The organism is Yoonia maritima (assembly GCF_043641945.1).
GTDB lineage: Bacteria > Pseudomonadota > Alphaproteobacteria > Rhodobacterales > Rhodobacteraceae > Yoonia > Yoonia maritima_B.
On the sequence record NZ_JBHZRX010000007.1, the window covers coordinates 220,113 to 231,967 of the forward strand.

10 protein-coding genes and 1 tRNA gene are annotated in these 11,855 nt (G+C 51.6%); 7 read left to right on the top strand and 4 right to left on the bottom strand.

Going from position 1 to position 11,855, the window contains the following annotated elements; all coding sequences use genetic code 11:
* Nucleotides 1-462: 462 nt before the first annotated feature.
* Nucleotides 463-1,005 (bottom strand): hypothetical protein, encoded by a 543-nt coding sequence (locus ACHUEV_RS15545; protein WP_394181448.1) that lies wholly within the window; start codon nucleotides 1,003-1,005, stop codon nucleotides 463-465.
* Nucleotides 1,006-1,344: 339 nt separating this feature from the next.
* Between ACHUEV_RS15545 and ACHUEV_RS15550 the strand changes: the two genes are divergently transcribed.
* Both ACHUEV_RS15550 and ACHUEV_RS15555 read left to right on the top strand, forming a co-directional pair.
* A complete protein-coding gene (locus ACHUEV_RS15550; protein ID WP_394181474.1) occupies nucleotides 1,345-1,515 on the top strand; it encodes a tyrosine-type recombinase/integrase in 171 nt (56 codons plus the stop codon).
* 7 nt (nucleotides 1,516-1,522) lie between these two features.
* Nucleotides 1,523-1,597, top strand: a tRNA-Cys gene (locus ACHUEV_RS15555).
* Between the two features lie 219 nt (nucleotides 1,598-1,816).
* On the opposite strand, the gene ACHUEV_RS15560 is transcribed toward ACHUEV_RS15555, so the two are convergent.
* The gene (locus tag ACHUEV_RS15560; protein ID WP_394181450.1) at nucleotides 1,817-2,995 is read right to left on the bottom strand and encodes an SEC-C metal-binding domain-containing protein; all 1,179 of its coding nucleotides are present in this window, start codon (nucleotides 2,993-2,995) and stop codon (nucleotides 1,817-1,819) included.
* Nucleotides 2,996-3,526: 531 nt separating this feature from the next.
* Here ACHUEV_RS15560 and ACHUEV_RS15565 point away from each other — a divergent pair.
* Nucleotides 3,527-4,627: a hypothetical protein gene (locus ACHUEV_RS15565; protein ID WP_394181452.1), complete on the top strand. Its 1,101-nt coding sequence runs from the start codon at nucleotides 3,527-3,529 to the stop codon at nucleotides 4,625-4,627.
* Between the two features lie 712 nt (nucleotides 4,628-5,339).
* Here ACHUEV_RS15565 and ACHUEV_RS15570 read toward each other — a convergent pair.
* Together ACHUEV_RS15570 and ACHUEV_RS15575 are read right to left on the bottom strand one after the other, a co-directional pair.
* Nucleotides 5,340-6,248, bottom strand: a complete 909-nt coding sequence (locus tag ACHUEV_RS15570) for a DUF1963 domain-containing protein (RefSeq protein ID WP_394181454.1) — start codon at nucleotides 6,246-6,248, stop codon at nucleotides 5,340-5,342.
* Between the two features lie 27 nt (nucleotides 6,249-6,275).
* A complete protein-coding gene (locus ACHUEV_RS15575; protein WP_394181456.1) occupies nucleotides 6,276-6,695 on the bottom strand; it encodes a hypothetical protein in 420 nt (139 codons plus the stop codon).
* A 510-nt stretch (nucleotides 6,696-7,205) separates the two neighbouring features.
* Here ACHUEV_RS15575 and ACHUEV_RS15580 point away from each other — a divergent pair.
* The 4 genes from ACHUEV_RS15580 to ACHUEV_RS15595 are packed head-to-tail and all read left to right on the top strand — an operon-like array spanning nucleotide 7,206 to nucleotide 11,609.
* Nucleotides 7,206-8,720 (top strand): FAD-binding domain-containing protein, encoded by a 1,515-nt coding sequence (locus ACHUEV_RS15580; protein ID WP_394181458.1) that lies wholly within the window; start codon nucleotides 7,206-7,208, stop codon nucleotides 8,718-8,720.
* 2 nt (nucleotides 8,721-8,722) lie between these two features.
* A complete protein-coding gene (locus ACHUEV_RS15585) occupies nucleotides 8,723-8,854 on the top strand; it encodes a DUF2256 domain-containing protein (protein WP_394181476.1) in 132 nt (43 codons plus the stop codon).
* Nucleotides 8,851-10,101: an FAD-binding domain-containing protein gene (locus tag ACHUEV_RS15590; RefSeq protein ID WP_394181460.1), complete on the top strand. Its 1,251-nt coding sequence runs from the start codon at nucleotides 8,851-8,853 to the stop codon at nucleotides 10,099-10,101. Before ACHUEV_RS15585 ends, ACHUEV_RS15590 begins: the two co-directional genes overlap by 4 nt.
* Nucleotides 10,101-11,609, top strand: a complete 1,509-nt coding sequence (locus ACHUEV_RS15595; RefSeq protein ID WP_394181462.1) for a cryptochrome/photolyase family protein — start codon at nucleotides 10,101-10,103, stop codon at nucleotides 11,607-11,609. The genes ACHUEV_RS15590 and ACHUEV_RS15595 overlap by 1 nt, the downstream gene beginning before the upstream one ends.
* Nucleotides 11,610-11,855: the final 246 nt, after the last annotated feature.

The window sequence follows — 11,855 nt, forward strand, 5'->3', positions numbered from 1 at the left end:
CAATTGATTTGAAGGCCGTCATCTCCGACGACGCCCAAATACTCGATTGCTGCGATGACAAGCTCGTCCGATACGCTCTCACCAAACGGCAAATACTCTAGGTGCTGGAAGATTTCGCCGTCTACGTCGGTGACCCGCCAGCAATGGGACCACGATAGACATGACCTTCAGAGGATTGATGCAGATCTTGGGAAACGTAAGCCAAAGTATCGCTGGACGCTTGGCGGTCGCTTATCATACCAATCATTACGGAATTGACTTTGCGTCTATGACTTCTTAGATAAACAGCAAGAGCCGCTACGAGTTTGGACCCCGCGCGGCTCTTGCCTTGGCCCCTTGTGGAAGGGGGCCGAAACGGTGGAGCTAGAGGGAATCGAACCCTCCGGGCCGTAGATGGGAATCCTCACCCGGCACCCAGCTAGCCCCACATCTGCAACCCCGGCCTAGTGCCGGGGATTACCCCTAGAAGGGGATGTCTTGGTCAAAGTCGTCTTCGATCTTATCTTTCTTGAATATCGACGGTTGCTTATCATTATCTGATCGATCTTTCACGCCCAGACTTCCAGCCATTGCCTCATGCGTCGTATAGACACCCTTCCGCCCTTCTACGCTCCAAATCATCGGCATTCGATAGAGCTTGTTCATGAGGAACTTGCGCTTCTGAACAACCTCAAACTTACGGAATAATCCAACAAGGATTTGATCGAGAGATGCTTCGCCGCCGTAAGCGTTAATGACCGTTACAATCTGGTCTTCAATCTCATCTGTCTTGCCGACCAGAAGTTCGTCACGCAACTCCTGCGGTAGATCATTGATGTTGCCAAGTTCAGGTGGAAGGGCCGAGGTTAGAGACTCAAGGCTGCCGATATACTCAATGGCGTTCTCTAAGCGGCCCACAAGGAAAGAACGCTCCGTAGCGATATCAGGCTGACGCTCCTTAAGGGCGTCGGCAGATTTGCGTATAAGACGCAATGCTTCCTTGACGGAATCCGTGTGTTCTGACATACCAATCTCACATTCTGTTGGGCCATAATAGTGCGTCAACACTAGGCCCCGAATCGCCCGCCACGAGAAATTGTGGCGGGTTTAATCGTTCATACCCCATCTAGCCAATAGCTGCAACAGTGTTATTGCAAAACATCACTTTCCTGTCTAGCGGTACATCACTTTTAGTCTTGTCTCTTTTTTCTCTTACTCTTCTCTCTCGCCACTCTTGGATTGCGTGAGGCGCTCGCCGACAACGTTCCGCAGGGCGATCTGGCCGCGCGCCGCATCATCAACGCCAATCGCAATGCGGTAAGCTGGCATTCACTTCTGGACCGTGCAGGCATTCAGCGTTTTCCGATACATAACCTTAGGCACTATTATGCATCTCAACTCATCGCGAACTCAGTAGACCCCTTAACTATAAAGACTTGGATGGGCCATCATTCAGCGAGTTTCACGATGGACGTATACGGGCACTTGTTGAACAAACACGATTATTCGGCGATTGAAAGGATCAGTTTCGTCTGACATTTGTGGCGCGGTAGCAGAGTGGTTCATGCGCTGGACTGCAACTCCAGATACTTCGGTTCGATTCCGAACTGCGCCTCCAATTTGTGTGTTTTTTGTTCTCCTCGAATATATATATACCAACTTAGTGGCCTAGTATAATTGCCGTGGTGACCATGACTGCCTTAAATTGTACGGCGGAAAAGCTGCGACCAGTCTCGAACTGTTTTGCAGCGCCAATGAAACCGTATCCGTACCGAGAGCTTATGATGCCGCAAAGCGGAGAACGGCAGTAATGAGCCCAGACTGACGAATGCCGTGACTATCTCGATACCTGTTCTACACTGTTCGCAGAAACAAGCCTTAAGCCGTCATTTGCGTATTCTTCACCCGTCCTCTCACGTTCACCCGTGCCACTTCTAGACATATCATTGAGAACTTTTTGGGAGCTTTCAGGCAAGCCTTCCCACCAACTTGGGCGAAGAAAAAGGTTATCTGTATGAATGAACAGAAGCCGCACCAAGGCGTCAGCTTTGCGAGAATCCTCAATTGCAAGAAACGAGTTTACTAGAGACCGCGCGGGTCCTTCTTGATTGCCAATCCAGCCAAAGACGACAACCGTTTGGCTGCCAAATGTAGTAACTGTGAGAGTGATCTGATCGAGCTCAACACGGTTTTGTTCCAATTTTTGGAGTGGTTGACCCGCACAATCAAACTCGGGATGAAAGGCGCAACAGGCGGCTATAGGCAGTATTCGATCAAATCGCACCGCTGCAAAGTGAAATTGGTCAGTCGGGCCAGATAACAACTTTTCGTCAAACTGCGCCTTCCACTTTTGGACATCTCGCATTCCTAGTTCGATCCCGACCAAGTTGTCCTGAATGATCTGTTGCAAAGCGGCTTGCTTCTGGAATGGCATTCCTGCGTCAGCTTCACGCGAACACAAAATAAATCGCTGCTGTGCCTCCTTTGCAAACCGTTCGTAGGCGACCGCACGGTAGGAGAAAAGGAAGGCTGTTTCCTTTGTGAAGTTAAGCTCCTTACCTTCAATCGGTTCAAACAGAGCATTGTCATGCTTGCTGCAAAATCCGGGAAAGACTGACGCAAGTTTCACCCCAATTTTACGAGGCTGGGGCCGCCCTCTCGTCTTCATTAGATCGCTCATGAGGGGCTTTACGGTAAGCACATGATTGGATTCAGCTATCGCAGCAAGTCCACCTCCTTTTTGTATAGTGTGGGCCTTGATTATCGTGTCACTGCAAGGATCGCTTGATAGGGACGCGGGATACGCACAGTAGCCTTTTCGTAACTCGGTGAACATGGCTTGTTCGAGCTCAAAAGGGCTCTGTTTTTTCTGGGATGCGCGATTGAGATGGCAATTTTTGAATTTTAGACCGGAATTACACCAGCAACGCTCGTTTCTTCCCATTTTTTCTTTTGGCTTAATTGATCGGGAGTTGAGGTCAATTCTGGGTGCGGCTAGTGAGGGGTGAACTTTCATGGTTGTTGAGTAATCGACCGGGAGCTTTCATGTCAAACACCTCTTGATAACTTTCTAGCGAACGGTGGCTTCGTCCGCTTAGCAGCCATCCACTCACTCAAAATGCTGCAAGTGGTCGCCAACGTCCGCTTTGGGGAAGCTGCGGCGCAGCGTCGCGCGTCAACGCCAAGGTCTTGTTTGGGCCGTTCGTGCAAACCGTATCCGGGCCGAGAGCTTATGATGCCGCAAATCGGAGAACGGCAAAAAAGAGCCCTAGGTGACTAATGCTGCACCCTACAGGGGGCACTGCCCTAATTGGGCGCGATAGGTCCAAAAATCGGACATAGTGTCCGGGTTTCAGGACAGCATGTCCGAAAATCCAATACAGTGGCCTCGTACCCCTGCGCGGCATACATGGCTCACTTCATGGGATCGAGGGTACCAATTGAAGGAAGTAGTGAAGCGAAGCAAAGGGATTGCTAGCGCTTGCTCGAACTTAGCGAAAAGTAATATGCATGAAGCATATAATAGGGCGTCAGTATTGGAGAGACGATGGAGGAAAGTGGTGCAAAATTCAGTCGGTTAATTGAGTACGTTGAAGGCATTGATTACGTAAAAGCTGCCAGAAACTTGGTGATTGTATTTTCCTTTTCCACCGTACATTTTTTTGGCTTTACATTCTTCGCTTTCGGTAGCGTCCCCCCCTTCGTAGACTTTACCTCATTTTCGAGTGTTGTTTTTATTGCTTTGAGTTACTTTGCGATAGCAAGCTTTTTGAGCCAAGTTATCGCCATGGTAGCCACTAGACATGTAATTCCCTATTTAATAGTTCTATCCCGACACGGACGGCACGGCAGGCGCCCTTTACCCCGACCTTTGCGTAGCGAATCCCTCGGACCTAGGAAGACAGTGAGTGAGGAGATAAGAAAACTACGCGACCGACGATCCATAGATCAGAGGGTGAGACTAATTATCAAAGTCCAACAGAAATCAGAGATGCGCTATGAGGTGCTGATACGGTATTCATCCCTCGTAGGTGTGTTCGCTTTGTTATATCTAGGAGCCAAAATTGCAATAATCTGCATACTTGCGACATTCATTTATTACGGTTTTCTCTATGTAGCCTATTATCTGGTGCAGTATGTCGTTTTTCAGGCGGCTGTTACTCTTATTATTTTGATGCGTTTTCAGGATTGGTCTTTCGCCGATGGAAGCTCGAGAGGCTCATTCAAACTTAGATTGAGACGATCTCTTTCCATTGTAAACGATATTATCAGTGTTGATCGTGCCAATTTGCTCAGGCACATTAAAGGTTTCTTATCACTGCATTTTGCCTTACTCCTCGTGATATTATCTCTAGTTTTCGGGATTGGGAGATCAGCTCATGTCCTCGGTACTGAAAGCTTCGACATAGATTTGATGAACGGTCGGTCCGAAGAATATTTATCTACATCAATCGTCTTAATTACATCAAATGGTATATTAGGGGTTTCCGGTGTCGATGAGGCAATGATGTTTGTACCTTTCGACGCTGGGCCAGTGATCACTCCAAGTGAAACTGACAAATCCGACTTCTATATAAGATTGTTAGTTAATACATTTTTCGATTTAGAACGCCCGCTCTTTTCGGCGCAGGATCGCGATACTGGTTAGCCAACCCGCATTAGCTTTGGATCAGGATAGCCGTGAGCCAAGCCCCGAGCAGCCGTCTACATGGCGAGCGCTAGAACCTGATAACTTTTTCCGTCATCGGGGCAGAGATAGCGCCGCCCGACCGTCCCGACCTCAAATCCAACTTGCCGAAATCTGCGCCGCAAAGCGGGCGGTGAAAGTGACATGAGGCAGCCGATTTTGCGATCCGCTGCAACGCCCATCAGGGTCACCGATACTGGCTTTCACGGCCTTGTAGCGCGATGGCACTTAGATGGCACTTGCGATCTCAGGGGTGTGGTAAGTAATTGAAAAGAAATAAAGAATTTAAACTTGTAGACAGTCTTGCAAATCCGTGTACACCGGTTCGATTCCGGTACTCGCCTCCATTTAATTTCAAGCACTTAGCCGAATTCTGGAAGCCATACGAGAATTTCAAACACGGATATTTGAAACAAGAGCGCTGAGCCACGCATGTGGCTAGTATTCTCAACGGAAGCGCATTGGCGAAAAATTCGAGGCGACCGCCTTCTCATGAGAGTGTGAACAAGAAACCAAGACACAGACTTCTCAAGCAATTTCTCGGCATCTCTGCCGTTGAGCGAGCGTCAGTCTAAAGTCAGGTATGCGGGACGAAGCGCCATTTCGCTGCGGCTGCGCCAATGGCTGCTTGCGCGAAAGATTAGTTTTAGGACGGTTGCGACCTAAACGAGGATCAACCGCAATCCAAGGTCAGGTAGGCTTTCTGAAAGTCCCTATGCGCTAAGGCTTCATGGCTAATCATTACATTTAGCAATCCGGCGTCGCCTAAATTGATTTGATCGTCACAGCCCAAGTGAAACAAAACGCGATCCAGATGCCGACATGCGGGAAATTCACCACGAACGTCATATTGTACAAAGGTAGGATGACCACCGACCCAATGGTCACCATACCCAGCCACAATCCGTTCCGACCTGTCCTCCCATTCTCCAAGAATTGCAGCGACCTCTTCGTTTTCAGGGAGCCTGTTCTCCATTGTTGGATCGTTCTTTTCGAACGGCCAGTTATATGGATTGCCGGGTGCCGTATCAGCTGCGAACGCCAATGGCAGCCCAACACACCTGGCAGTTTCGGAGAAGTCTCTTGTTTGACGTGTGTTCTTCTGAATTTCACTAGGAATCTCAATGAGTTCATCCGCCTGAGGATCGGGATCCCATCGGATCACTCTGTCGCACGCGCCTGTATCATCGATCATCTCGAACGATGAAAATATTTGAAGTACTCCGCGTTTTGGGAATCCCTCAATTTGAGGCAGGTCAGCAAAATTTATTTGGGCAACTAGTGCCTTCGGGAAACTATTTGCATTTCTTGGCCAAACCGCATCGTTCCCTATAGCGAGTGGAGCGCCGCCGATCCTGCTTTCTTGTGGCGTCAGTGGAGGTCGATCCTGAACAGTGGCTTTGGCAATGGGTAGGTTGCTTTTCTCAATGTCATTCCAAAATGACCTCACTTCAGCGAGGGTGACACGAGGTGCTGCCTCTGCCTCCTTCCTTCGTTTTGGTTGCCAGACAAACCGATCCAACAGGTGAACAACTGCAAAAAATGCGGCGATGACGACGACAAAATAAAGAACAGTACTCATGTACTTCCTCTCATACCAACACATGCTTTAAGGTAGAAAATTATGACAATTGTGTGATTGTTCTGATAGAAATCCGAAAGCTGAGCAGACATTCATGCAGGTTGCAGCATCGATCAATTGGGGCTCTTTCGGGACATTCGCCGCAATCAGGTCCAACAACCGCTGACCATCCCAAGAAGACATTGAGACCCGGCTGGAGCCGGGCCAGCCCATTGATTTTTGGCGCAGGGGATTTGGCCAAGCCAAACGCCCTTTGCCGACAGGGTCGAGGCGCAGCCTCCCCCCTCGAACAAGACAAATAGACAAGGCCGTGGCCGCACCACCCTTGTCGATTTGTCCTGTTTCGCCCCCCTCCGCGTTCGCCACGTGGCAGATTTGCAGGAGCAGGCGGCTTCGCCGTCTTTCCTCCAAATCGCCCCCGATTTTCCGGTTGAGAAACGGGATCAAACGAAACAACCCTCGCGGGTCTGGGAAGGGATCAGGTCAGTTTATGACGCAAAGGTCAAAGTCATCTGACGTTCATGTGGGGCGACACATAGTTTTACCTTTTTCGGGACAACGAAGCTCTGATTTTAGAGGATATTTCAAAACTGGGACGCATTCGCTTTGCCTTTTGCGACTCAAAGGCTTTCCTTTCGCCCCTGCGCGGTTGATGCCAGTGCTTGTTCGTGGGCTGTTTGGGCCGTTCATGTCGATCGATACCAATCGCGGGAAGCTGTCACTCGCTGCGTTTTCCACACGGCATGCTTATCGGCATGTAAGCAGGCATTCGTCTTTTATTGGCTTGGCGAGCCTGACCATTGCTGGGGCACATCCAAGCTGCGTCCAGACAAAGACAGGTTTGGGCCGGCAAGGTCAGTTGAACGCTCTCGAAAAGTTGGCTGCGAATAGAAATCCAATCACGCGTTTACACCGTATTAACTGATATGTTGTTTTATGCCAGAAGGTTCGTTGAGCGTGCAGATTGTTTGGTTCAAAAGAGACCTACGGGCGAAAGATCACAAAGCATTGGCAATGGCGGCTGAGCTAGGGCCAGTTTTGCCGCTCTATATCATTGAGCCTGAGCTTTGGCGTCAACCAGATGCGTCCTATCGCCAATGGGCATTCGTCGCCGAGACCCTGTTTGAGCTCCGAGAAGATCTTGCCCGCCTAGGACAGCCCCTATTGATACGCACTGGTGCGGTGATTGATGTGCTCACGGAACTGCGGAAGCGGCTTAGCATCACGGCGCTCTGGTCACATGAAGAAACAGGAAATGGCTGGACATATAAGCGCGATCTTGAGGTCGCTGCATGGTGTAGGGGCCAAGGTGTTCCATGGCACGAGGTGCAAAACCATGGGGTGTGGCGCAGGCTAAAATCGCGAAACGGCTGGTCTAGTCACTGGGAAGCGCTCATGAAACAGTCTATATCAATCGCGCCCCGGTTGGCGCCGATCGGCCTTGACGTAGGGGGCATTCCTTGCGCTAGCAGTCTTGGTCTGGCCTATGATACGTGTCGCGATCGGCAGGTGGGGGGGCGCCGCGCCGGGATCGAGCGCCTGAACAGTTTTTTGAACGTGCGCGGCGAATATTATCAAAGCGCCATGTCCAGCCCGGTTGAGGGCGCGACAGCCTGTTCGCGCCTATCGCCCTATTTGGCGTGGGGGGCGCTATCGATGCGCGAGGTGGCGAAGGCCACGGAGGCAAGACGGCGCGCCTTGCCGCCAGAAGCCAAGGCATGGCGCAAATCTCTGAAGTCGTTTTCTGGGCGCCTGCACTGGCACTGCCACTTCATTCAAAAGCTCGAAGATGAGCCAAGAATCGAGGTTGAGAACCTTCATCGCCTCTATGATGGTCTACGCCCGCAAACGCCCAATGCAACGTTGTTGGCAGCGTGGGCGCGGGGGGAAACCGGGTATCCGTTTTTGGATGCCTGTATGCGATCCTTGCGCGCGAGCGGCTGGTTGAATTTTCGGATGCGGGCGATGGTAATGGCGACGGCGTCTTATCATCTGTGGCTCGATTGGCGTGCACCGGGGCTCCATCTGGCGCGCATGTTCACCGATTATGAGCCGGGCATTCATTGGAGTCAGGTGCAAATGCAGTCTGGCACCACAGGTATCAATGCGGTGCGCATCTATAATCCGGTTAAGCAAGGATACGATCAGGACCCAAAAGGTGTTTTTATTCGCAAATGGCTGCCTGAATTGGCCGCGATCCCCGATCCGCACATCCACGAACCATGGAAGGCCGATCTCTTAGGCAATGTGATCGACGCCACATATCCCGCGCGCATATTCGACCATTTTGCGGCTGCAAAAGCCGCGCGCGAAAAGGTGTGGAGCGTCCGACAAGGCCAGCAGTTTCGGGAACAGGCGCAGGACATTGTGGCCAAACATGCCAGTCGCAAATCCACGCCGCGAGCCCGTAAAAAAACTGCGAAAATGCCAGATACAGGGCAACTCAACCTGCCATTCGGAGACCCATTGTGAAGATGCGCAAAAAATCAGATTTGCCCTTTAAAACTTGCCCTGTTTGCAAGCGGCCATTCGCATGGCGCAAGAAATGGAAAAAGGTTTGGAATGAGGTTAAGTATTGTTCTAAACGCTGCCGGGCCGCGTCATGACCGATCTGTTTTCCACTCCCTCAGAGCCAGAGGAGCGCGTCGACTTTATGCCAACGCGCGCTGCTGGGCTCAGACGTCTTGAACAGTTCGCCGCGCGCGCAGGCCGCTATTATGCAAACTCCCGCAACTATGATTTTGGCCGCACCCAGCGCCGCAACGTATCGGTAGTGTCGCCGTGGTTGCGTCACCGGTTGATCACCGAAGAAGAAATCCTGACGCGCGTTCTGGCTGCCCACGGTATGAAGGGTGCCGACAAATTCATTCAAGAGGTGTTTTGGCGTACCTATTATAAAGGTTGGCTGGAACAGCGCCCAAGCGTATGGGACAGCTATCAAAAAAACCTGCTGAGCTGTCTGCGGAGACTGGAAATTGACACAGACCTGCGCGCGACTTACCGCGATGCAGTGTCAGGGCAGACTGGTATCGACTGCTTTGATCATTGGACAGACGAGCTGGTTAACACGGGCTATCTGCATAATCACGCGCGCATGTGGATGGCATCGATCTGGATCTTCACGCTGCGCCTTCCATGGGAGCTGGGCGCTGATCTGTTTTTGCGCCACTTGCTGGACGGCGATCCGGCTTCAAACACGCTGAGTTGGCGATGGGTGGCGGGTCTTCACACCAAAGGCAAAACCTATCTCGCGCGGCCCGAGAACATCGCCAAATATACCGGCGGGAGGTTCCACCCGAAAGGGTTGGCCAAGATAGCCGAGCCGTTAATCGAAACCTGCAATCATCCGCGTGTTGCGATTCCCGCACCTCACGCCCCGCCCACAGGCGCATATCTATTGCTGTTGACCGAGGAAGACATGTGCGGCCCAGATGTCTTGCCCTCATCACCTGCGGGGGTCTTGGGCCTGTTGGCAACGAAAGGCCTTTCACCTCAACATTTAGGTAGCATTCCCACGGCGTTTGCACAAAGCGCGATGGATACCGTATTGGCACCATTCGGGGGCGACATTCAGGCGGCCGATGATTGGAGCGCGCCACTGATCGAGGCGGCACAACGCGCTGGTGTCACAACCATCGCAACAGCTCATCTGCCGGTTGGTCCGTCCCGCGCCCGGTTGGATGGGGCTGAGCCCATATTGCGCGACGCCGGGATAAGTCTTTGCCGGGTCATGCGCCTTTATGATCAGATCTCTTGGCCCCATGCCAAAGCGGGATTCTTTGGGTTTAGTAAAAAGATCCCAACCATCTTGCGACACCTGAAACTGACCGCCAGCCCGAGCACAGATTCCTGATGAAACGTGAAACCTTGCTCTCGGCCACGGTGCTTCTGCCCAATCAGCTCTTTGCGGACCATCCGGGATTGGCCGGATCACCATTCAAGGTCGTTCTCTTCGAAGACCCGCTGTTTTTCGGGGATCCACAGTATCCGGCGAATATGCACAAACAAAAACTGTGGCTGCACCGGGCCAGCATGGCGCGATACCAACAGGACTTAATTGCCCGGGGTCTCAATTCGACGATCACCACCTATGACGGGCGCGCCGATGCTTGCTTGCGCCTGTTCCAAGAACTCGCGGCGGAAGGGATCACGCAGGTGACCATGGTGGACCCAGTTGACTTCATTGCCGAAAGGCGCTTGCACGAAGCTGCAGAACAAGCTGGGATCACGCTCAACATCCTACCAACGCCCGGTTTTTTGAACACGCAGAACGACAATCGTGCATGGGTCAGCGGGCGCAAACGGTGGTTCATGGCCGAGTATTACAAAAGCCAGCGCCGCCGTTTGGGCGTTCTGATGCAGGGCGATCAACCCAAGGGCGGGCAGTGGAGCTTTGACGAAGACAACCGCAAAAAGGTACCCAAAGCCCTGCTAAAAAGCCTGCCCTGGATTGATTGGCCGTTATCGGATAATATCGACGAAACCGCGCGCAGGAGTGTGTTACGTGATTTTCCGCATGCGATTGGAGAGCTCGAAACGCTCTACTACCCGACTTCGCATAGCGCGGCGGCAGCCTGGCTAAAGCAATTTCTCGAACGCCGTTTCGACCAGTTTGGCATCTATGAAGACGCAATTGTAGAGGGCGAGAACTGGCTCTGGCATGGCGTGTTGACGCCAACCTTGAACATCGGTCTGCTTACGCCCCGACAGATTCTTGATGCTGCCTTGAAGACCGCAGAGCGTAGGGCTATTCCTCTCAATTCACTTGAGGGTTTTATACGCCAGATCATCGGGTGGCGCGAATTTATGCGCGCCACCTACCAAGACCTTGGCGTGCCCATGCGGACCACCAATCATTGGAACCATCATCGCCCAATGCCCTCCGCGTTTTATGATGGGACGACAGGAATTGATCCGGTCGATGATACCATCCGGCGTGTCCTGAAAACTGGCTATTGTCACCATATCGAGCGATTGATGGTCATCGGAGGCTTTATGTTTCTGTGTGAAATCCACCCAGATGATATTTATCGATGGTTCATGGAAATGTTCGTCGACAGCTATGATTGGGTGATGGTTCCCAATGTTTATGCCATGAGCCAGCACGCGGATGGCGGGCTGATTACCACAAAGCCGTATTTTTCCGGCTCAAATTACATTCGCAAGATGAGTCATTGGAACAAAGGACCTTGGGCAGATATTTGGGATGGGCTCTATTGGCGGTTCATTTTCAAACACTCAGATGCCCTATCTCGTAATCCCCGTTGGGCCATGATGTGTCGAACCGGTGCGCGGATGCCAATTGAAACTAAAACCGAGCACTTGGCAGTTGCCCAAAAGTTTCTAGCGCAATTTGATTAATAAGCAGATCGACTAGGAGTCGCTAAACAACCGAGGCGAATGAAATTACATTGGAAATGGCGTGAAGGTGCGCCTTGAGAAATGCAGCCCCAGAATTGGGACATCGCGATCAATGTCCAGTTTGGGATTTACCGGCTGCTTCACCCAGCATGTTAGGTTGAGCCTAGTCCATTCGTCCGTAATTTGAAATTTGTTGGGATGGGAACCCTCCACACTGATCCATACTAACGCTCTCAACGTAATCGA

Bases quoted from the DNA above. Each gene is read 5' to 3' on its own strand.
- ACHUEV_RS15590 (WP_394181460.1), top strand. From the start codon at position 8,851: ATGACCGATCTGTTTTCCACTCCCTCAGAGCCAGAGGAGCGCGTCGAC.
- ACHUEV_RS15595 (WP_394181462.1), top strand. From the start codon at position 10,101: ATGAAACGTGAAACCTTGCTCTCGGCCACGGTGCTTCTGCCCAATCAG.
- ACHUEV_RS15545 (WP_394181448.1), bottom strand. From the start codon at position 1,005: ATGTCAGAACACACGGATTCCGTCAAGGAAGCATTGCGTCTTATACGC.
- ACHUEV_RS15560 (WP_394181450.1), bottom strand. From the start codon at position 2,995: ATGAAAGTTCACCCCTCACTAGCCGCACCCAGAATTGACCTCAACTCC.
- ACHUEV_RS15585 (WP_394181476.1), top strand. From the start codon at position 8,723: ATGCGCAAAAAATCAGATTTGCCCTTTAAAACTTGCCCTGTTTGCAAG.
- ACHUEV_RS15570 (WP_394181454.1), bottom strand. From the start codon at position 6,248: ATGAGTACTGTTCTTTATTTTGTCGTCGTCATCGCCGCATTTTTTGCA.
- ACHUEV_RS15565 (WP_394181452.1), top strand. From the start codon at position 3,527: ATGGAGGAAAGTGGTGCAAAATTCAGTCGGTTAATTGAGTACGTTGAA.